This is a genomic window from Burkholderiales bacterium (assembly GCA_035543335.1).
In the GTDB taxonomy this organism is placed as follows: Bacteria; Pseudomonadota; Gammaproteobacteria; order Burkholderiales; family JAHFRG01; genus JAHFRG01.
The window spans coordinates 69,326-90,599 of sequence record DASZZH010000028.1; the positions used below are offsets into that span (position 1 = coordinate 69,326).

The 21,274-nt window shown below is 60.0% G+C and carries 19 protein-coding genes; 5 read left to right on the forward strand and 14 right to left on the reverse strand.

Annotated features, from left to right (window positions below; all coding sequences use genetic code 11):
* Positions 1-14: 14 nt before the first annotated feature.
* The 6 genes from VHE58_07675 to VHE58_07700 all read right to left on the reverse strand — a co-directional run bounded on the left by VHE58_07675 (position 15) and on the right by VHE58_07700 (position 6,217).
* Positions 15-2,201 (reverse strand): M3 family metallopeptidase, encoded by a 2,187-nt coding sequence (locus tag VHE58_07675; protein HVS27159.1) that lies wholly within the window; start codon positions 2,199-2,201, stop codon positions 15-17.
* Between the two features lie 64 nt (positions 2,202-2,265).
* Positions 2,266-3,540, reverse strand: a complete 1,275-nt coding sequence (locus VHE58_07680; GenBank protein ID HVS27160.1) for a dihydroorotase — start codon at positions 3,538-3,540, stop codon at positions 2,266-2,268.
* Between the two features lie 100 nt (positions 3,541-3,640).
* A complete protein-coding gene (locus tag VHE58_07685) occupies positions 3,641-4,591 on the reverse strand; it encodes an aspartate carbamoyltransferase catalytic subunit (GenBank protein HVS27161.1) in 951 nt (316 codons plus the stop codon).
* 55 nt (positions 4,592-4,646) lie between these two features.
* On the reverse strand, positions 4,647-5,141 hold the full coding sequence (gene pyrR, locus VHE58_07690; protein HVS27162.1) for a bifunctional pyr operon transcriptional regulator/uracil phosphoribosyltransferase PyrR: 495 nt from the start codon (positions 5,139-5,141) through the stop codon (positions 4,647-4,649).
* Positions 5,128-5,523, reverse strand: coding sequence for a Holliday junction resolvase RuvX (gene ruvX / locus VHE58_07695; protein ID HVS27163.1), 396 nt, complete (start codon positions 5,521-5,523; stop codon positions 5,128-5,130). The genes pyrR and ruvX overlap by 14 nt, the downstream gene beginning before the upstream one ends.
* 133 nt (positions 5,524-5,656) lie before the next feature.
* Positions 5,657-6,217, reverse strand: coding sequence for a YqgE/AlgH family protein (locus VHE58_07700; GenBank protein HVS27164.1), 561 nt, complete (start codon positions 6,215-6,217; stop codon positions 5,657-5,659).
* A 140-nt stretch (positions 6,218-6,357) separates the two neighbouring features.
* Here VHE58_07700 and VHE58_07705 point away from each other — a divergent pair, with 140 nt between their 5' ends.
* Both VHE58_07705 and VHE58_07710 read left to right on the forward strand, forming a co-directional pair.
* Complete coding sequence (locus tag VHE58_07705) at positions 6,358-6,681, forward strand: hypothetical protein (protein HVS27165.1); 324 nt, start codon at positions 6,358-6,360, stop codon at positions 6,679-6,681.
* Between the two features lie 100 nt (positions 6,682-6,781).
* Positions 6,782-7,087, forward strand: a complete 306-nt coding sequence (locus VHE58_07710; GenBank protein HVS27166.1) for an ABC transporter substrate-binding protein — start codon at positions 6,782-6,784, stop codon at positions 7,085-7,087.
* A 29-nt stretch (positions 7,088-7,116) separates the two neighbouring features.
* On the opposite strand, the gene VHE58_07715 is transcribed toward VHE58_07710, so the two are convergent.
* Both VHE58_07715 and VHE58_07720 read right to left on the reverse strand, forming a co-directional pair.
* On the reverse strand, positions 7,117-7,899 hold the full coding sequence (locus tag VHE58_07715; protein ID HVS27167.1) for an inositol monophosphatase family protein: 783 nt from the start codon (positions 7,897-7,899) through the stop codon (positions 7,117-7,119).
* Positions 7,892-8,449 carry a thioredoxin family protein gene (locus VHE58_07720; protein ID HVS27168.1) on the reverse strand — a complete coding sequence of 186 codons (558 nt, stop codon included), beginning with the start codon at positions 8,447-8,449 and terminating at the stop codon, positions 7,892-7,894. Before VHE58_07720 ends, VHE58_07715 begins: the two co-directional genes overlap by 8 nt.
* An 80-nt stretch (positions 8,450-8,529) precedes the next feature.
* On the opposite strand from VHE58_07720, the gene VHE58_07725 reads away from it, so the two are divergent.
* Both VHE58_07725 and VHE58_07730 read left to right on the forward strand, forming a co-directional pair.
* Positions 8,530-9,009 carry an RsmE family RNA methyltransferase gene (locus VHE58_07725; GenBank protein ID HVS27169.1) on the forward strand — a complete coding sequence of 160 codons (480 nt, stop codon included), beginning with the start codon at positions 8,530-8,532 and terminating at the stop codon, positions 9,007-9,009.
* Positions 9,010-9,012: 3 nt separating this feature from the next.
* Positions 9,013-9,948, forward strand: a complete 936-nt coding sequence (locus tag VHE58_07730; protein HVS27170.1) for an isoaspartyl peptidase/L-asparaginase family protein — start codon at positions 9,013-9,015, stop codon at positions 9,946-9,948.
* On the opposite strand, the gene typA is transcribed toward VHE58_07730, so the two are convergent.
* From typA to VHE58_07760, 6 genes are all read right to left on the reverse strand, one after another.
* Entirely contained in the window at positions 9,945-11,780 is a 1,836-nt protein-coding gene (typA, locus tag VHE58_07735; protein HVS27171.1) for a translational GTPase TypA, read from the reverse strand. The two genes, VHE58_07730 and typA, sit on opposite strands and share 4 nt — an antisense overlap.
* Before the next feature lie 172 nt (positions 11,781-11,952).
* Positions 11,953-13,161, reverse strand: coding sequence for an FAD-dependent oxidoreductase (locus VHE58_07740; GenBank protein ID HVS27172.1), 1,209 nt, complete (start codon positions 13,159-13,161; stop codon positions 11,953-11,955).
* Positions 13,162-13,242: 81 nt separating this feature from the next.
* Positions 13,243-16,392, reverse strand: coding sequence for an efflux RND transporter permease subunit (locus VHE58_07745; protein HVS27173.1), 3,150 nt, complete (start codon positions 16,390-16,392; stop codon positions 13,243-13,245).
* Entirely contained in the window at positions 16,389-17,978 is a 1,590-nt protein-coding gene (locus VHE58_07750; GenBank protein ID HVS27174.1) for an efflux RND transporter periplasmic adaptor subunit, read from the reverse strand. Before VHE58_07750 ends, VHE58_07745 begins: the two co-directional genes overlap by 4 nt.
* Positions 17,975-19,297, reverse strand: coding sequence for a TolC family protein (locus VHE58_07755; protein HVS27175.1), 1,323 nt, complete (start codon positions 19,295-19,297; stop codon positions 17,975-17,977). Before VHE58_07755 ends, VHE58_07750 begins: the two co-directional genes overlap by 4 nt.
* 66 nt (positions 19,298-19,363) lie before the next feature.
* On the reverse strand, positions 19,364-19,729 hold the full coding sequence (locus tag VHE58_07760) for a hypothetical protein (GenBank protein ID HVS27176.1): 366 nt from the start codon (positions 19,727-19,729) through the stop codon (positions 19,364-19,366).
* Positions 19,730-19,915: 186 nt separating this feature from the next.
* Between VHE58_07760 and argA the strand changes: the two genes are divergently transcribed.
* A complete protein-coding gene (gene argA / locus VHE58_07765) occupies positions 19,916-21,244 on the forward strand; it encodes an amino-acid N-acetyltransferase (GenBank protein ID HVS27177.1) in 1,329 nt (442 codons plus the stop codon).
* The last annotated feature ends 30 nt before the right edge of the window (positions 21,245-21,274 follow it).

A 21,274-nucleotide genomic window follows, 5' to 3' on the forward strand; every position in this document is an offset into this window, starting at 1 on the left:
GAATATTTTATCTGCTATGACTTTAGCACAGATTGGTTCGCGCTAGAATGGGTCATGCCATTATGCCTCAGCAGGGCGTCGATTTTCGGCGCCCGGCCACGGAACGCGACGAAGGATTCCAGCGCGGGACGACTGCCGCCCACGCTCAGGATTTCCTGCCAAAAACGCCGGCCGATGTTCTGGTTAACCACCCCGTTTTCCTCAAACAGGCTGTACGCATCGGCGGAAAGCACCTCCGCCCACTTGTAGCTGTAATAACCCGCGGCATAACCGCCGGCGAAGATATGCGAGAAATTGTTGGGGAGGCGGTTGTAGTGCGGTGGGAACACCACCGCAATTTCACGGCGGATTTCGTCCAGCAATTGCAACGGCGTTTTGCCGCCGTGGGGATCGAAATCATAATGCAGATGCATGTCGAACAGCGCCAGCTCGAGCTGGCGCACGGTCTGCATGCCGCTCTGGAAATTCTTGGCGGCGAGCATTTTCTCGTATAGTGCGCGCGGCAGCGGTTCACCGCTGTCGACGTGACGCGTCAGATACTTGAGCACGTCCCACTCCCAGCAGAAATTCTCCATGAACTGGCTGGGAAGCTCCACCGCGTCCCATTCCACGCCGTTGATGCCCGAAACGCCCAGCTCTTCCACCGAAGTCAGCAGGTGATGCAGGCCGTGGCCGAATTCGTGAAACAGCGTAATCACTTCGTCGTGAGTGAACAGCGCGGGCCTGCCGCCCACCGGCGCGGAGAAATTGCAGTTGAGATAGGCCACGGGAATTTGGATCGCCCCGTCCTTGCGCCGCCGCGCAATCGCTTCATCCATCCAGGCGCCGCCGCGCTTCGATGGCCGCGAATAAAGGTCAACGTAAAACTGCCCAATCGGCCTGCCGCCAAAATCGAAGATGTTGTAGAAACGCACATCCGGATGCCATACCGGCGTTTCGGTTTTCTCGATGCGAATGCCGTAAAGCCTTTCCACCAGCTGAAACAGGCCCTGCAACACCTGGAGCTCGGGAAAATACTGTTTCACCTCCTGATCGGAGAACGAATAACGTTTGGCGCGCAGCTTTTCTGAGGCGTACGCGATGTCCCATGCCTCAAGTATTTCGAGCTTGGGTTCGACGCGTGCGAATTGCTTGAGTTCAGTGAAATCAGGCTCGGCATAGGGTCGGGCTTCTTTCCCGAGTTCGCGCAGGAAATCCAGCACCTCGCGCGGGCTGCGCGCCATTTTGCGCGCCAGAGAAACTTCTGCGTAATTGGCATAGCCCAAAAGCCGCGCTTTTTCCTGCCGCAGTTTCAGGATTTGCGTAATCAGCGGAGTGTTGTCCCATTGCGCGCCGGACTCGGCGCCTTCGGAGAAGGCCGGGGCGGGGAGGCGCGCCTGGTCCGCGTGGGAACTCTCTTGATTCAGCGCTGGTGCGCTCGCTCCCGCACCCGCTGTTTCACAGCACCGTGTCGCGGGCGCTTTGCTAAACTCCGAAGCGCGCGTGACGTAAGCCCGGTACAGCCGCTCCCGCAAGGCCCGGTTGTCCGCATATTGCATCACCGGGATCCAGGAAGGCGCGTGCAGGGTGAGCTTCCAGCCCGGCTTGCTATCCTGGGCGTCGGCTTCCTTTGCGGCATCCAGCATGTCTTCGGGCAGGCCCGCCAGCTCTTCGCGATTTGTCACGTAAAGCGCGAAATCGTTGGTGGCATCGAGCAGGTTTTCCTCGAATCTGGAGTACAGGCGCGCCAGTTCTTCCTGGATTTGCATGAAGCGCGCTTTTTTCTCCGCGGGCAGTTCGGCGCCGCCCAGGCGGAAATCCCTAAGTTCGTTTTCCACCACTTTTTGCTGCACACGGCTTAATTGGGGGAAACCATTTGAGGTTTTGAGCGCCTGGTATTTCTCAAACAGCCCTTGATGCTGCGCAAGCTCGCTGTGGTATTGGGTGATTTTGGGGAGATTTGCGTTGTAAGCTTCGCGCAGCTCCGGGCTGTTCATCACCGAGTTGAGGTGAGCGACGGGTCCCCAGGCGCGCGACAAGCGCTCGTTGGCGTCCTCCAGGGGCTCGACAAAATTATTCCAACTTGGCCCCGCCGGATCGGCAACCAGCTTTTCCACCAGCACACGATTTTCCGCCAGCAAGGCATCGACCGCTGGTGCGATCTGCTGCGGCTCGATCTGGGAAAAGCGCGGCAAGCCCGAAAAATCAAGCAAAGGATTCATGGGGTTAAATCCGGGAGCGGGGTCTAGGGACGATGCTTATTTTACACCCGCTGAGAAGCGTAGGCTAAGCCTCGTAAACGATGTGGCCTTCGACCAGCGTGAAGCGCACCTTTCCGGGAAGCTCATAGCCGAGGAAAGGTGTGTTTTTTCCTTGACTCTTCAATGTATTAGCTTCAATCTTGCCATTGTGATGCGGGTCGAAAATGCACACGTCGGCGGCATGGCCTGGACTTAAATGCCCGGCGTCGATGCCGAGAATCTTCGCCGGCACGTGGGTGATTTTGAAAAGCGCCTGGGACAGCGGTACCTGAGTTTCGTTGGCCCATTTCAAGGTGAGCGGCAATAGGAGTTCCAGTCCGGTCGCGCCGCTTTCCGCTTCGGCAAACGGCAGGAGCTTGGCGTCGTCGTCCACCGGCGTGTGATCCGAACACAGCGCATCGACCACGCCGTTTTTGAGCCCGCTACGCAACGCGTCGCGGTCGCGCAAGGATCGCAGCGGCGGGATCAGATTGCAGTTGGAATCGAAAAAGCCTAGATCCATTTCACTCAAGTGCGCGTGCACGGCGGCAATATCGCAGGTAATCGGCAGACCCTGCGCTTTGGCCTGCCGCACCATTTCCACGCTTTCTGCAGTGGAGAGCCGGCACAAATGGATTTTTGCCCCGGTTTGCCGCGCCAGCAGCAGGATAGTAGCAAGCGCGATGGTCTCGGCGCAACTCGGAATCGCGGGAAGCCCCAGCCGTGTGGCCACTTCGCCGTCATGTGCGACACCGCCGCGCGCAAGATATGCGTCTTGCGGGCGCAGCCACACAGTGTAGCCGAAAGTCGCCGCATATTGCATCGCGCGCATCAGCACGTCGGTATCGTTGAGCGGCGCATTCGCTTGCGAGAATGCCACGCAGCCGGCGTCGTGCAGTTCGGCCATTTCGGTGATGCGCTCGCCATTTAACCCTTGAGTCAGTGCGCCAAGGGGATAGACGCGCGCCTGATTCAGGCTCTTGGCGCGGTGCTTGAGCATTTCCACTAGCCCCGGTTCATCCAGCGGCGGATCGGTATCCGGCGGGCAGGCCAGGCTGGTTACGCCGCCCGCGACCGCCGCCTGCATTTCCGATTCCAGCGTCGCCTTGTATTCGAAACCCGGCTCGCGCAGGCGCGCCGAAAGATCGATGAGTCCCGGGCAGACAATCAGGTTGGTGGCGTCGATGACGCGGTTGGCATGATAACTCTCGGGCGTGCGCCCTATCGTCTGCACCTTGCCGGCGGCGATAAACAAATCCTGAATGGCATCCACGCCGTTTTTGGGGTCGATCACGCGGCCGTTTTTAATGTGAATCTTCATGTTTTTAAATTCTTCAACTGCAGAGACGCGCAGACGCCGAGAAAACCCGCTGAAGTTTCAACTGCTGTTTCTGCATTTCTCTGCGTCTCCGCGGTAAACATCAACTCCCCGCCAGCATGCTCATCACTGCCATGCGCACTGCGATGCCGAAGGTGACTTGCGGCAGAATCACCGAATGGGGTCCGTCGGCCACGCTGGAATCGATTTCCACGCCGCGGTTCATCGGGCCCGGATGCATGACGATGGCATCGGGTCTGGCTAGCGCCAGTTTGTCCGAGGTCAAGCCATAGTACTTGAAGAATTCCTGCGCGCTCGGCAGAAGCGGGCCTTGCATGCGCTCGTTCTGCAGCCTGAGAATCATCACCACGTCCACGTCCTTCAAGCCCTGCCGCATGTCATGGTGTACCTGCACCCCGAGTTTTTCCACGCCCGCGGGCAACAGGGTTTTCGGCGCGATGACGCGCACTTCGGGTACGCCGAGGGTGGTGAGGGCGTGGATTAGCGAGCGCGCCACCCGCGAGTGCAGGATGTCGCCGACAACCGCCACCCGCAGGTTGGTGAAATTGCGCTTGTAATGGCGGATGGTAAACATGTCCAGGAGCGCCTGCGTCGGGTGGGCGTGGCGGCCGTCGCCGGCGTTGATCACGTGCACGTTCGGCGCGACATGGCGGGCGATCAGATGCGCCGCTCCGCTTTGCGCATGGCGCACGATAAACATGTCGGCGTGCATCGCCTCCAGATTGTCTATGGTGTCGAGCAGGGTTTCGCCCTTGCTCTGCGAGGAGGTGCTGATGTTGAGGTTGATGACGTCGGCGGAGAGCCGCTTCGCCGCGATTTCAAAAGTCGTGCGGGTGCGGGTGCTGGCTTCGAAGAAGAGATTGAATATTGCCTTGCCGCGCAGCAGCGGGACTTTCTTGACTTCGCGCTCGGTGACGCCGATGAAGGATTGCGCGGTGTCGAGAATGCGGGTTAGAAGTGTTGCCGGCAGCCCTTCGATCGTGAGTAAGTGCTGGAGTTCGCCGTTTTGGTTGAGCTGCGGATTGCTGTGCATGTTACGTGCAGGTGGGATTATAGCACCATTGGCGAAAGCCTGCCCACCCGTGGAGCTAGGTCTGGTTCAGGCATAGGCTCAAACGCCCGTTCTTGTCCTTTTTGAGTTCGATGTTCTGGCTGTCGGCAAGCTCCAGGCTTGCGCCGCTGTAGCGCGCGAATACCGGCAACTCGCGCCCGCCGCGGTCCACCAGCACCGCCAGGTCAATGCTCGCCGGCCGGCCGTAATCGAAAAGCTCGTTCATCGCCGCGCGCGCCGTGCGGCCGGTGTAGAGCACGTCGTCGACAAGAATGATGCTGCGTCCTTCGACATCGAAGGGTATGTGCGAAGGCTTGACCTGCGGGTGCAGGCCAATGCGCGCAAAATCGTCGCGGTAGAACGAAATGTCGAGAAACCCAAGCGGAGTGGCGATTTTGAGCTGCTCGTGCAGCCGCTGCGCGATCCAGGCGCCGCCACTGTGGATGCCGATGAGCGCCGTCTCCGCCTGCAGCCGCGGGCGGATTTGCGCCGCGAGCTGGTTGAGCAATTGTTCGGCATCAGGCAAGTTCATCGAAATAGCCCTGTAAAATCTGTTGTGCGGCCAGCTGGTCGATGCGGGTTTTGGTTTGCGCCGCGCCGCTTTCCCTGAGCGAAAGTTCGGCGGCGTGGGAGCTCAAGCGTTCATCAACCAAAGCGGTGCGCAGCCTGAACCGTTGTTCCAGCTGCCGCGCGAACTTGCGGCAGCGCTTGCTCATTTCGTGCTCGGCGCCGTTCATATGCGACGGCAGGCCGACTACTAGAAGCGCAGGCCGCCATTCTTCGATCAGGTCCGTAATCGCATCCAGGCGTTTGGCAGCCTGCGTTGCTTCGATGGCGGTGAGCGGATGGGCAATGCGCACACTCAAATCGCCCACTGCGACGCCGATGCGTTTCTCGCCATAATCGAAAGCCAAAACCGTTCCGGTTTTGGAGTGAGGGGTAAGGGGTGAGGGGTAAGGGGTAGATTTTGTTTTTACCACGCTGTTGTTTTGCTCCTCGCTCTCCACATTTTCACCTCAACTCTCAACTCATAACTTTTAACTGATCTCAGGCGTGCCCCGCATCTTCCGACAAATTAGCGAAATTAACGCCCAGCAATTCCATCGCCGCGGCCAGGCGTTCTTCGGCGGCAAGGTTGAACATCAGATCAGGATTCGCCGGCACCGAAAGCCAGGCGTTTTGCGTAAGCTCATGCTCGAGCTGCCCCGGCGCCCATCCGGCATAACCCAGGGTCACTAGAATATGTTGCGGGCCTTCACCACGCGCTACCGCCTGCAGAATATCCTTGGAAGTGGTGAGGCCAATTTCCGAATTGACGGCGAGTGTGGATTGCCAGGCGCCGAGCGGCCGGTGCAATACAAAGCCGCGGTCAATCTGCACCGGTCCGCCGAAATGCACGGGTATGCCTTTCAGGCGCGGTTCGCCCAGCGGGATGCTGATTTGGTCAAGCAGCGCCTGCAGCGTCATGTCAATCGGACGGTTGACCACCACGCCGAGCGCGCCCTGTTCGTTGTGCTCGCAAATAAAAGTCAGGCTTTTGGAAAAATAGGGATCCGCCATGTTGGGCATGGCGATCAGGAAATGATTGGTCAGGTTGACGGACGACATGGACCTATTTTAACCTCCCCGTTCTGCCTTCACAATGAAGTTCCGCGGTTGCCGCATACTGGTTTCGATGGGCAAAACAGGGAAATGTTCTTCGAGACGCGATACGATGTAAAATTCGGGGACCCCCTTGAGGAGGAAACATGGCTCACACCTTTGAAGAACTGAAGGGCAAAACTGTCGCCGAACTTCGCCAGATTACTTCCGGGATCGAACACGAGGCGGTGCAAGGCTACACGCAGCTTAATAAAGACCATTTGCTGGCCGCCTTGTGCAAGGCGCTCAACATTGACATGCATGCGCATCATCAGGTGGTGGGTGTGGACAAGACCGCCATCAAGGCGCAGATCAAAGCGCTCAAGCAAAAGCGCGATGAAGCCATGGTCGCGCATGATCATTCCAGGCTCAAACTAATCCGGCGCACCATTCACCACTTCAAGCGGCAGCTGCACAAAGCCACGGTATAGGCAGCTGGTTTGGGCTCCGTCCATACGTTCCATGCCGGACTATGCTGCCACGCTGCGCGCAAAACCGCGCTGGAAATGTACGGCGAAGAGGCCGGACTAAGTGCCGTTTCCCTGGAGCCCGAGCATTCCAATAGTCAAGGAATATCAAAAAGTCGTGTCCCGGTTCGCTCCGCAAAGCCCGTATTCATTCTCCACCCTGGAAGGTTATATTGCCGCGAAAGTATTCGTTGAGGGCTTGAAGAAAACAGGGAAAGACCCGACCCGCGAGAAATTCATTGCGGCGCTGGAAAAGATTCAGGATTGGGATTTGGGCGGCTTTAGCGTGAACTTCAGCCCGGCCAACCACAGCGCCTCGAAGTTTGTGGACTTGACCATCATCGGCAAGGACGGCAAGTTCCTGCACTGAGGCATCAAACCTCAATACGATCCGACCCGTTACTGCCGCGCGCGCAGCCAGGCTTTCCAGGCTTCAAACAAAGCCGGGTTGCGTGCCGCGATTACCGAGCGATTCCACAAGTCGTCGGCCCAGAAATCGTCGGTCTTAAGCGAACACATCATGCCGCCCGCTTCTTCGAGAATCAGCGAGCCGGCGGCGTAGTCCCATAGTTTTTGCCCGCCGTGCAAATATACATCGAAGCGCCCGGCGGCGACGTAGCACCATTCCAGCGTGCTCGCGCCGTAATTGCGCTGCGAGGAGTAAGGCGGGCTGCCGGCAAGCGCCTGCCGCAATGAGGCTCCAATGCGCTTGAAATCGATGCTTGCCATGCATTGACGCAGTTCCCTGCTGGATTCGTTGATGGGGAGCTTCTCGCCATTCAAATAAGCGCCGCGGCCTTTTTCGGCGTAAAACATTTCGTCCGCCACCGGGTCGTAAATTACGCCGAGCACGCTTTTGCCTTTACGCATCAACGCTACCGACACCGCGAAATAAGGCAGGCCGTTGACGAAGTTGGAGGTGCCGTCAATCGGGTCCACGCACCACAGGCCAGCTTCACCCGCGAGCCACTGCTCGGCTTGCTGCTCGTGGCTCATTTCTTCTGCGAGGACAGGACTCGGATGAATCTCGCGTAGCCTTAGCGCGAGCGCTTCCTGCGCGGCGATGTCGGCTTCGGTGTAGAGGGTGCCGTCGGATTTGCGCTGCTGTGCGACCTTTAGGTAGCGCGGCATGATTTGCTGCTTCGCTACTTCACGCACCGCGCTGATTACCGCATCAAGCATCGTGCTTCCATTTGATCGAGCAACCCATGCCGGGTATCTGTTCCAGCGGCCCCTGGCCGGTGCGCGCCACCTGCAGCATGGCCTCAAACAAATCGCGCCTCGCGTCGGGCGCGGCGTCCTTGCGCGAAGCGTCGAGCCGGCCGCGGTATTGCAACTCCAGTTTAGCGTTGAAGCCGTAAAAATCCGGCGTGCATACTGCGCCATAGGCTTTGACCACCTCCTGGGTTTCGTCGAGCACATAAGGGAACGGGAACTTGAATTCGCGCGCGACTTTGATCATGTTTTCAAATGAATCTTCAGGATAATCGGCGGTGTCGTTCGACATGATGGCGATGGCTTCGATGCCATGCTGCTTGAGCTCGGCGCAGTCGCGCACGATGCGGCTGCGCACCGCTTTCACATAGGGACAATGGTTGCAGATAAACATGACCAGGAGGCCCTTTTCGCCGCGCACATTCGATAACGTGTAACGCTTGCCGTCGACCCCGGGCAGGTCGAAATCCACCGCTTTCCAGCCGAAATCGCAAACCGGTGTTTGCAGGCTCACCATGAGACTTCTCCTTCCTAATCGTTGCTGCCTTTATATTATCATGCGCCTATCGCCCTTATTCTCTTAGTGGCTCTTAGCCTATGACTGTTCCGCGCTTTTATTATTCCGGCGAACTGGATCCCAGACGGGAAATTTTCCTCGATGAGGTGGCGGCATATCACGCCGCGAGGGTATTGCGCCTCAAGGAAGGCGATGCGATGGTGTTGTTCAATGGCAAGGGCGGGAAGTATCCGGCCAGGATTACCGGCATAGTCAAAACCAAAGTGACGGTGCTGACAGGCGAATGGCAAAATATCGAGCGCGAATCGCCGCTGCAAATCATGCTGGCGCAAGCCATTTCTTCCGCCGACAAAATGGATTTAACCGTGCAGAAAGCGGTGGAATTGGGCGTGAGTGCCATTCATACGCTCGCCACTCAGCGCAGCGTGGTCAGGCTCTCCGGCGAGCGCGCCCGCGCCGCCGGTTTTGAATCGGTCGCGCTGGGACGGCGCATCCTGCGCACCGAAACCGCAGGAATCGCCGCGCTAGCCGCGATGCAGACGCTGTGGGGGGACTTTTAACCCATGTATGCGATCATCGTTCATGGAGGATCAGGAGACTGGAAGGCGGAACATAAACACGCGGCGGTACAGGGTGTGAGGCGCGCGGTGAAAGCGGGAGCGAAATTGCTTGCGCAAGGCAAACCCGCGCTCGATGCGGTGACCGCCGCGGTGGTGTTGCTGGAGGACAACCCGGTGTTCAACGCCGGCACTGGTTCCGCGCTGAACTTGCACGGCGAAGCCCAGATGGACGCGAGTGTCATGATGAGCAAGGGACTGCGCGCAGGAGGCGTGGCTTGTCTATCCCGCGTCAAAAACCCGGTGCGGGTCGCGCGCAAGGTCATGGAGGAAACTGGACATATTCTGCTCGCCGGCGAAGGCGCGCTCAACTTTGCCCGCGCCATGGGTTTTGCCGATTACGATCCGGTGACGCGAGAGCGGCGGGCGGATTGGCAGAAGAAACGAAAGGCGCTGTCTGCGGTAAAAAGCCAAAGCCGCCTGCGGGATTTGTTAAAGCGCCATCCAGAGCTTGCGGGCGGGACGGTGGGTGCGGTAGCGTTGGATAAACGCGGTGATTTGGCTGCGGCGACTTCTTCCGGCGGATTGACGCTGAAGCTCCCGGGGCGGGTCGGCGATACGCCTATTTTGGGAGCGGGAAATTACGCCATGCCCATGGGCGCGGCATCCGCCACCGGTTTGGGCGAAGTGGCGATGCGTTACCTCGTGACCAAATCGGTGTGCGATCTGCTGGCGCAGGGCAGAAATGCGCAGCAGGCCGTGGATGAAGTGCTGTCGCTCCTGGCGGCGGAACCGCGCGCGGATATGGGCATCATCACCATAGACAAGCGGGGCAACATCGGCGTTGGACACCGCAGCCGGGCCATGCCGCACGCTTACTGCGTTTCAGGAAAAAGCAGAGTCATTGCGAGTATTAAGGTACTCTGTCAGCCGGGTTGTTAGGCGGCTTCGCGCGAAGCCCGTTTGCGCTCGTTTTCTTTCAAATGGCGCTTGCGGATGCGGATGGTTTGGGGGGTGATTTCCACCAGTTCGTCGTCAGCGATAAACTCGACGGCCCGCTCCAAGGTAAGCGCAATCGGCGACGTGAGCATGATCGCTTCGTCCTTGCCGGCGGCGCGGATGTTGGTGAGCTGCTTGGTCTTGATCGGGTTCACCACCAGATCGTTGTCCCGGCAGTGAATGCCGATCACCATGCCCTCGTACAGGCGGTTGCCGGGGCTCACGAACATGCGGCCCCGCTCCTGCAGTTTCCACAAAGCATAAGCTACCGCTTCCCCCTGTTGCGCCGAAACCAGGGTGCCGTTGCGCCGATCGGGGATTTCCGGTTTCATCGGGGCGTAGCCGTCGAACACATGGCTTGAGATACCGGTGCCGCGGGTCATGGTCATGAAATCTGATTGGAAGCCGATCAGCCCTCGCGCCGGAATTCGGTAATCGAGGCGCACCCGGCCCCGGCCGTCGGGCGCCATGTCCTTAAGTTCGCCGCAGCGCTGCCCCAGGGCTTCCATGACCGCGCCCTGGTTGACCTCTTCCACATCCACCGTGAGCATTTCGAACGGCTCGCATTTCTCGCCGTTGATTTCCCGAATCACAACCCGCGGGCGGGACACCGCCAGTTCGTAACCTTCCCGGCGCATGTTTTCCAGCAGGATGGTGAGATGCAATTCACCCCGCCCGGAGACCAGGAACACATCCGTGTCCGCAGTATCATCGACGCGCAACGCCACGTTGGTCAGCAACTCCTTGTGCAGCCGCTCGCGCAGTTGGCGGCTGGTCACGAATTTTCCTTCCTGTCCGGCATAGGGTGAAGTGTTGACTTGGAAATTCATGGTGAGCGTGGGTGCATCCACCGTCTGCAGAGGTAAGGCTTCCGGGTGTTCCGGGTCGGCGAGAGTCACGCCGATCCCGATTTCCTCGATGCCATTCACCAGTACGATGTCGCCGGGTTCCGCGATCTCCATGGGCACGCGGGTCAAGCCCTGGAAGCACAGCACCTGGTTCACCCGCGCTTTTTTCGGCTCGTCATGACCGTTCAAAATAACAACGTCCTGGGCGGCCTTGAGACGCCCGCGTCGGATGCGCCCGATGCCGATGCGCCCAACGAAGCTTGAATAATCCAGCGCACTGATCTGAAGCTGGAGCGGCTCGTCGGGATTGCCGACGGGAACCGGCACATGTTTGAGTATGGTATCGAACAGCGGCCGCATGGACAGCCCCTCACCCGCGCCGCTGCTCGGCGCATCCGCAAGATCGAGCACCGCCCAACCATTAAGCGCGGAGGCATAGACGACGGGAAAATCCAGTTGCTCCTCGGCGGCGCCCAGTTTGTCGAATAAATCAAAGGTGTGGTTCACCGTCCAGTCCGGGCGGGCGCCGGGGCGGTCCATCTTGTTTACCACCACGATAAACTTCAAACCTTGGGCCAGGGCCTTGCGTGTCACAAAACGGGTCTGGGGCATGGGCCCCTCTACTGCATCCACCAGGAGCAGCACGCCGTCCACCATTGACAGCACTCGCTCCACTTCGCCACCGAAATCCGCATGACCCGGCGTATCGACGATGTTGATGTGGGTGCCTTGGTAATTGACCGCCGTGTTTTTTGCGAGAATGGTGATGCCGCGCTCCCGCTCCAAATCATTGCTGTCCATGACTCGCTCAGCCACGTGCTGGTGGGCGGCAAATGTCCCCGCCTGGTGGAGCAGCTTGTCCACCAGCGTGGTCTTGCCATGGTCCACGTGGGCAATGATGGCGATGTTGCGGAGTGCGCGGGGCATGATGAGCTAACGGTTTGACAAAAGTCGCGCATTGTAACACGGAGAGCCCAGGCAGCCCGCATAATTCATGCTGAGTCGTGGGCAGTTTGATTCAGAATAGACCGTTCGCCTATGGATACATTTGTTTTATGTTTTACCGTTTGATGGGGGCTGATGAAATTCGTCTGTGGCCCTATTTTTCCTCAAGATGCACCTTGCGGATTCCAAAGCCGATGAGCCGGGCAGGAAGGGCGCGCAGCAAGGGCAGGCGAAACAGCGCGGGCGGCCTGAACGAAGCATCGGGATTCAATGCCGTTTTAATCACCCGGTTTTGAATAAAAGTCTGAAAGGCCTGAATCACCCGCGTGGCAAAGTAACGCTGCTTTTGCACTGCGGCCAAATCGTTTTCGCTAACCACGCCGCGCTGTAACGGGCGAGTGAGCACGTTGGCCGCCGCCACCGCGTCCTGAATCGCGTAATTGATACCTACCCCGCCTACCGGCGACATGACATGTGCCGCATCGCCGATGAACAGCAATCCTGGCTTATACCATTGTTTCAGACAACTTGATTCCACCGATAGCACTGAAAGCTGGCCCCAGCCTTGCAGGGAAGACACCCGGTCGGCGAATTCCGGAGCCAGAGACAAGAGGGACTGGTGAAATTTTTCCATGCCCTCTTCGCGGAGCGCGTGATAGCCTCCCTTGAAAATCACGTAGCCGAGTTGGTAATGGTTTTCCCGAGGCAGGATAGCAAGCATATGCCCTTGCCCGATGCGGCCGCCAAAACCCAGGGTATCGTCCGGCCGCTTGGGCAGCCGGAACCACAACACGTCCATCGGCGGGGAACTCTTCACCGGTTCCAGGCCCGCAAGTTTTCTGAGCCGGGAAAAACGGCCGTCAGCGGCCACAGTGAGCAGTGCCCGCAATTCATGTTCCTGCTCGTTTAAGTCCTGATAGCGCACGCCGCGGCATATCCCGTCCTCCATGATCAGCTCGCGGGCATGGGCGCCCATGAGGAGCTTGAAGCCGGGATACCTCTGGGCCTGCTCGGTAATGAACTCCAGAAACCGTGCTTGCGGCATGAGCGTGATGTAGGGAAAACGCGTTTTGAGAACGCTCAAATCCACCATGGTGAACGAATCGGTTTTAGTCCGCAGGGTCAGCTGGTGCAGCTTGGTATGCGGCAGTTGCAGCAGCAGGTCGGCCAGCCCGATTTCGTCCAGGATCTCCATGGCGGAAGGATGCAGCGTGTCGCCCCGGAATTCCCGGTCGAAGTCCTTGTGCCCTTCAAGCAAAGTGACGCGAATGCCTTTTCGCGCCAGCAGCAGCGACAATAAGGCGCCGGCAGGGCCGCCGCCGACCACGCAGCAAATGTTTTTTTCAATGGAGTTCAGGCTCATGGGAAAGCCGAGCGGCTAAGGCGCTTGTCCTCAAAGGTGTTCCTCTCGCACCATTCAAGGCGAAATAATACACCGGGTAAATTATTTCGCGGCAATCCCCTTCAACGTTAATCCGGCGCTTTTCATCAGGAAATAAACCGCAGGAATCACGAACATGGAAAGGAGCGGCGCGGAAATCATGCCACCCACCATCGGCGCGGCGATGCGCCGCATCACTTCCGACCCCGTTCCCGAACCCCACATGATGGGCAGTAGACCCGCAATGATGACAGCCACCGTCATGGCAATCGGCCGCACCCGGAGGGCTGCCCCTTCGATGATTGCCTGAACAAGTTCCTGCTCGCTATGAAGGCGCCCCTCGGCTGTGCGGGCGGCCACCGCCTGATTCACGTAGATCAGCATCACCACGCCGATCTCCGCTGCCACACCCCCCAGCGCGATAAACCCCACCGCGGCGGCGATCGACATGTTGTATCCCAGCAGAAAGATCAGCCAAAAGCCGCCCACCAGCGCAAATGGCAGCGTGGCCATGATCAGAAACGCTTCGTCGAAGCGTCGAAACGTGAGATAAAGCAGGACGAAGATGATCACGAGCGTCGCCGGCATGACGATCTTGAGCTTGGCGGTGGCCCGTTCCAGAAACTCGAACTGGCCTGACCACGACATGGAGTAGCCGGCCGGGAGCTTGATCTCCTTTGCAACCGCCTTCTGCATCTCGCGCACCGCGGAACTGAGATCGCGTCCATGGAGGTCGATGTACACCCAGCTCGACAGCCGCGCGTTCTCGCTCTTCAGCATCGGCGGGCCGTCGCTGATGGTGATGGCCGCAACGTCGCCGAGCCTGATCTGCGCGCCGCGCTCGGTGAGCACCGGCAGGTCGCGGATTTTCTCGACCGTGTCGCGTACCTCGCGCGGGTAGCGCAAGTTGATGGGGAAGCGCTGCAGCCCCTCGATTGTCTCGCCGATGTTCTCGCCGCCGATCGCCGCCGAGACGATGCTCTGCACGTCGGCGATATTCAGCCCGTAGCGCGATGCCCTGTCGCGGTCGATCTTCACGTCGATGTAGCGCCCACCGGACAGGCGTTCGGCAAACGCCGAGGTTACCCCCGGCACCTGCTCCACCACGCGCTGGACCTCGGCCGCGATGCGGTCGACCTCCTGCAGGTTCATTCCCGCGACCTTCACGCCGACAGGACTCTTGATGCCGGTGGCGAGCATGTCGATGCGGTTGCGGATCGGCGGCACCCAGATGTTGGACAATCCGGGCACCTTGACGATGCGGTCGAGCTCCTCGACCAGCTTGTCCGGGGTCATGCCCGAGCGCCATTGGTCGCGCGGCTTGAACTGGATCGTCGTCTCGAACATCTCAAGAGGCGCCGGGTCGGTCGCGGTCTCGGCGCGCCCGGCTTTGCCGAAGACGCTCGCGACTTCGGGCACGGTCTTGATCAGCCGGTCGGTCTGCTGCAGGAGCTCTGATGCCTTGCCCGCGGAAATGCCCGGCAATGCCGATGGCATATAGAGAAGATCACCCTCATCGAGCGGCGGCATGAATTCACCTCCGATCTGCGTCGCCGGGTAGAGGGTCGCGAGCAGGATCAGCAGGGCAACCACGAGCGTAATTTTGGGAAAAGCCAGCACCTTGGCGAGCAACGGCTGATACACCGCAATGAGCCCGCGGTTGAGCGGGTTTTTCTTTTCCTCGGGAATCTTGCCGCGGATGAGATAGCCCATCAGCACCGGAATCAGTGTGACCGCCAACCCCGCCGCCGCTGCCATCGCGTAGGTCTTGGTGTAGGCCAAGGGCGAGAAGAGCCGCCCCTCCTGCGCTTCGAGCGTGAAGACTGGAATGAAGGAAAAGGTGATGATCAACAGCGAGGAGAACAGCGCCGGCCCCACCTGGGCCGCCGCGTCGCCGATCACGCACCACTGTTCGACGCCTTCAAGCTTCTGGTCAGGGTGCGCGTGGTGCCACGCCTCGATGTGCTTGTGCGCGTTTTCGATCATCACCACCGCAGCATCCACCATGGCGCCGATGGCGATGGCGATGCCGCCGAGCGACATGATGTTGGCGTTTACCCCCTGGTAGTACATGACAATAAATGCCATCAGTATGCCCAGCGGCAATGAGACGATCGCGACAAAGGCAGAGCGCAGATGAAACAAGAATATGACACACACAAGCGCCACGACAATGAACTCCTCGACGAGCTTTTGCTCGAGGTTAGCGATGGCGCGCTTGATCAAGCTCGAACGATCGTAGGTCGGCACGATCTCGACGCCCGGGGGAAGGCTGGTCTTCAGGGTTTCCAACTTCCGCTTGACTGCATCGATCGTCTCGAGCGCGTTCTTACCTGAGCGCATCACGATGACGCCGCCCGCCACTTCGCCCTCACCGTTGAGCTCGGCGATGCCGCGCCGCATCTCCGGGCCGACCTGCACTCGCGCGACGTCGCCAAGCCGCACCGACACGCCTGCCTCGGTCGTCATCAGCGGGATCTTGCGAAAATCGTCGAGCGACTGCAGATAGCCGCTTGCCCGCACCATGTATTCGGCTTCCCCCAGTTCCAGCACCGAACCGCCGGTCTCCTGGTTGGCGCGCTGCACCGCTTCTATGACTTTCATATGCGGGATGTTGAATGCCCGCATGCGGTCGGGATCCAGCACGATCTGGTACTGGCGCACCATGCCGCCCACGCTCGCCACCTCGGAGACGTTGGACACCGTTTTCAACTCGTACTTGAGGAACCAGTCCTGCAAGGCACGCAGCTGCGACAAATCCATCTTGCCGCTCCTGTCGATGAGCGCGTATTCGTACACCCAACCCACGCCGGTCGCATCCGGCCCGAGCGCAGTCTTGGCTTGCGGCGGCAGCCGCGACTGCACCTGGTTCATATATTCGAGCACGCGCGAACGCGCCCAGTACGGATCGGTGCCATCTTCGAACAGGATGTACACGAACGAATCGCCGAACATCGAGTAGCCGCGCACCGTTCTCGCGCCCGGCACCGACAGCATGGTGGTGGCGAGCGGATAGGTCACCTGGTTCTCGACGATCTGCGGCGCCTGCCCCGGGTAGCTGGTGCGGATGATGACCTGCACGTCTGACAAATCGGGGATCGCGTCGAGCGGCATCCTGAGCATCGCCCACACCCCCCAGGCGGAGATCATCAAGGTCGCCAGGAGAACGAGAAAGCGGTTGGCGATCGACCAGTGGATGAGCTTGGTGATCATGGCTTCATCCCTTTCATGCCGTCCTTCATCGTGCTGTCCAGCGGTTTCTGAGCGGGGCCGGCGGCAGGGGCGATGCTCGTGATCTCGAACATCCCGTCTTGGGTCTGACGGAACTCGAACGACACGGTGTCGCCTACTGCCACATTCTTCGGTAGACCCGGGGCGGGGACACGGAAGCCCATTGTCATCGCGCCCCATTTCATCGACGGAATCGGCCCGTGCGATAGCGTGACCTCTTCTTTGCCGATGCTCTCGACCTTGCCTTCGCCGCGATGCGTCACGCCTCCGGATTTGCCGGAGTCCATCGCGGGCGCATCGCCCATGCGCATCGTTGTGGCCTTGAGGCTCGCTTCGGAGTCGATCAGAAACTGGGCCGAGACAACCACCTTTTGGCCTGCTTCAAGTCCTTTGCGGATTTCGGTTTGGCCGTTGGCCTCCATACCGACGTCGACATCGACCGGGACGAACTTGCCGGCATCCTGCTCCACTATGACTACGCTGCGCGCCCCCGTCTGGATCACCGCTTCGGTTGGCACCAGTAGCGCCTCTTTGCGCGCCATCGGTGTGAAGTTGACAGTGGCGAACATGCCGGGCACCAGCCGGCCGCCCGGATTGGCGAGCTCGACGCGCGCCTTGAACGTGCGCGTTGTCGGATTGACTTCCGGCAGGATGGCGCTCACTCGCCCTTTGAACACGGTGCCGGGCAGAGCAGGCGTGCGGGCTTTGACCAGGTTGCCTGGCCGTACTTCGCTTGCCTGACTTTCACGGACTTCTGCGTTCACCCAGACGGTGCCGAGTCCGTTGATCCGAAACAGCGGCGCCCCCGCCATTACTGTCATGCCCTCGCGCGCGCCGAGCTCCGCGACCACGCCGCCTAAGGGCGCGATCACCGTCAGGCGCGGGTGTACCTTGCCAGTCGATTCGACCAATCGGATCTGGTCTTCGCTCATGCCGACCAGGCGCATACGCTGACGCGCGCCGTCAATCAACGCTTCCAACCGGGTGCCGGCCATGCGCCGCACGGAGAGGTATTCCTCCTGCGCCGCCACCCATTCGGGCACGTACAGTTCCGCCAGCGGCTGGCCCTTGCGCACCGGATCGAGAGGCGCACGGACGTAGAGTTTTTCGACGAAGCCGTTGCTGCGTGCTTGCACCACGGCAACGTCGCGTTCGTTGTACGCGACGTTGCCCACGGCTTCGACGGCCGGCGCAAGCGCGCCCTGGGTGACTTCCGTTGTGCGCACGCCCAGATTTTGCTGAACACGCGGGCTGATTGTGACCTTGCCTTCGTCGCCATCCGCGCCGGCGTAAACCGGCACCAGTTGCATGTCCATGAAAGGCGACTTGCCCGGCTTGTCAAACTTCTGTTCCGGCTTCATCGGGTCGTGCCAGTAAAGGATTTTCTTGTCGGTAACGGGGTCGATGGCGCCGGCTTGTTGCGCGCTGCCGCCCGCAGGCGCCGCGGCGCCGGAAACCGGGCTCGCCATCTTCATGCCCTGGTTCATGCCAACCCAATAGAGGCCATAACTGGCTGCGCCGAGGAGGCCTGCGGCGGCGAGCGCGAGGATGAGGTTCGTGGTCTTCATTTTGCGTCCTTTGTCTGGGTTGCGGTGGACTGGGCCGGGACGCTTGTATGGGTCGTTCCGACGTTGTCCGGGAAGAGGAAATTGAGTTGCGCCCACAGGCGTGCGGTTTCCATCTCCAGTTGTACCGCCTGCAAGCGCACGTCAATTTCGTTGCGGCGAGCGAGCAACAGATCGGTCAGGTTCGCCTTGCCGCCCAAGTAGGCCGTCAGCGCAGCGTGTGTGTGCTCTTTGGCGAGCGGGATGATTTCACGCGCGTAGCGGGCGAGGCGTTCGCGGCCGTTCTCCCATTCGGCAACCATTGCCTGCACTTCGCCTACGTGTGCGCGCAGTGCCTCCTCGCGTTGGGCCTTGGCCTGCTCGACCATCGCCAGCTTGGCTGCCAGCTCGCGATTCTGGCGATTTTTCTGGTCCCATTGCAGCGGGATCGATACGCCGATCGACACCATGTTCGAAAACGATGGGCCGCGCTGGCTATACGTCGCTTCGACGCTCCAGTCCGACTTCTTGTTGGCTTGGGCGAGCCTGACTTCGGTCGAAGCGATTTCTTCCAGCCTCGAGAACACAGCGATCTGCGGGTGATGGGCGAGCTGGGTCTCGAGCGCGCCCGGATCCAACCGTATCGAATCGATAGCGGGCTTGCCCGCCAGCGGCGCGTCGGCGCCATCACCTATCCAGCGGGCGAGGCCGGTCTTGGCGGTGCGGATGCGACGGTCGAGTTCGCTCGCCCGGTCCTCAAGCGCGACCAGGGCGCTGTGCACCGCGAATACGTCGGCCTGGTTGCCGCGCCCGCCGCGGTAGGCGCCTTCGGCGGCCACGATTTCGAGCTTAACCTCCTTGGCCTGCTCGACAATCACCGCCGCCATGGCTTCGGCGTAGTAGCGGTCGAGCCAAGCGAGCGCGGTGTCGCGCTGAATCGTGGCGACCGTGGCGACTTTTTCGGCGAGGGACTTTTCGGCTTCGCGCTCGAAGCGCTGGGCACGCAGCTGGCGTTTCTCCTCGCGCGTGAACTCCTGCATGAGGCCGATGCGGCGCATCGTCATGAAGTCGCGCGTGACGCTGAACTGGTCGGGACCGTTAATCGGCAGGTTGTCCAGCCCGAGCTTGAGCGCCGGGTCGGGAAGCTGGCCGGCGGCGACCGCCATTTCGCGAGACGCGGCCACTGCAGAGTCTTGTGCGGCGAGTTGCCGTGAGCGTTCGACCGCGATGCGCTGCGCATCGGACAGGCTAAGAAGGGGCGTGGCGGCTGCGGCGCTCTCGGCCAGAGCCAGCAGGTTTAACAATGCAATGAGCGCAAGCCGCGCCCGGATTTTGAATGACATGATGCCTCCGCAAACGAAATACCAATTCGCCGCATGCGCGGCGCGTGCATAACGCTTAAGCGGAGGCTAATTCAGAAAACGGCAGAATAGGATGGTTTGCGGCGGATCGGTATGTGCAACAGACTGCGCAGGCATGGCTGGCGCAGCGGCCACTTCAAACAAGGCAAGCTGCAGCACCGGCAAGGTTGCTGCGGGTATGGCAGGTGCTTCATAAGCGCCGGAATTTTGATTCGCTACGGTGCAGTGTGTGTGACAAGCGTTAGGGTTGAACTTGTCTGCATGATGGAAAACAGCGTCTGCGGCCGGGTTAAAAACACCGCTAGGCGCCGAATCAGGAAGAATGCAGGCGTGCGCAGCCAGGCTTAACTGGGCGAATACCATCAGCCCCAGGGTAAGGCGGGAGACAATTGATAAAAAACGCCGCATGCTCATGCCGCTCGCAATTGATGAGGTTTGACTGTGACCTTACTGCAACTGTTAGGTTCCGCACAGCACTCTAACCGCTTTGGCTGCGCGTGGCAATCGGTTTTGCCTTTTCCTTGGGGCCTTTCCCCACTATGATTCTCTTATAGAACCGAATAAAATTGGCCGCTTTCCGTGGCTGTTTCCTTAAAACGTATGCAACACACCACCCCCACTGACGCCATTGCCTTCGTGCAATGGCTACGTTCGGTCGCGCCCTACATTCACGCGTTCCGCGGGCGCACCTTTGTCATCGCCTTCGGCGGCGAAGTGGTGGGCGACGGCGGCTTTGTCGAACTTACCCATGATTTCAATCTGTTGCACAGTCTGGGCGTGCGCCTGGTGCTGGTGCACGGTGCGCGCAATCAAATCGAAGCGCGGCTCAAGGCGCTCAGGCATGCAAGCCGTTATGTGCGGGGCCTGCGGGTGACCGACGACACCGCTTTGCAATGCGCCAAGGAAGCGGTGGGACGCATCCGCGTGGAAATCGAGGCATTGCTTTCCATGGGCCTGCCCAATTCGCCGATGGCCGGCGCGCAAATCCGCGTGGCGAGCGGCAATTTCGTCACCGCCAAGCCGATGGGCGTGATCGGCGGCGTGGATTTGCAGCACACCGGCGAAGTGCGCAAAGTGGACGCGCAGGCGATTCAACAGCGTCTTGACGACGGCGAGATGGTGCTGCTCTCGCCGCTTGGCTATTCGCCGACCGGGGAGATTTTCAACCTCACGCTGGAAGATGTGGCAACGTCGGCGGCGATCGCGCTGCACGCCGACAAGCTGATTTTCCTCATGGACGAAACCGGGGTCACCGATACTTCGGGCGTGCTGCTGAACGAGCTTACTGCGCGCGACGCGGAAAAGCTGCTGGCAAAAAGTAGAAAACTTGCGGGTGATGTTCAACTTTATCTCCCCTGTGTGGTGCGCGCCTGCAGCCAGGGTGTGCCGCGAGCCCATCTTTTGTCGCGTCATGTGAGCGGTGCGGTGCTGTTGGAGCTTTTTACCCATTGCGGCATCGGCAGCATGGTGACGCAATCCGGATTGGAAAAACTGCGCCGGGCGCGGATCGAAGACGCGGGCGGTATACTGGCTCTGATTGAGCCGCTGGAGAAAGAAGGCGTGCTGGTGCGGCGCTCCCGCGAGCGGCTGGAAAGGGAAATCAGCCGCTTCAGCGTGCTCGAGCACGATAGCGTGATTATCGGCTGCGCCGCGCTTTATCCTTTTCCCGGGGACGGGGCGGGTGAATTGGCGTGTCTAGTGGTAAGCGAGGATTACCGCAACGGCGGTTGCGGTGATACGCTGCTTAAACACGTGGAAAAGCAGGCGCGCGAAGCGGGAATGAAGCGGCTTTTCGTGCTCACCACGCACGCCGCGCACTGGTTTATCGAGCGCGGCTTCAGGGAAACGGGTCTCGAGCAGCTGCCGAAAGAGAAGCAGGCGCTCTACAATTACCAGCGCCGCTCGAAAGTGTTTTTGCAGCGCCTGTGACAAAAGCGTTGTCACGCCGACGGCGCACAG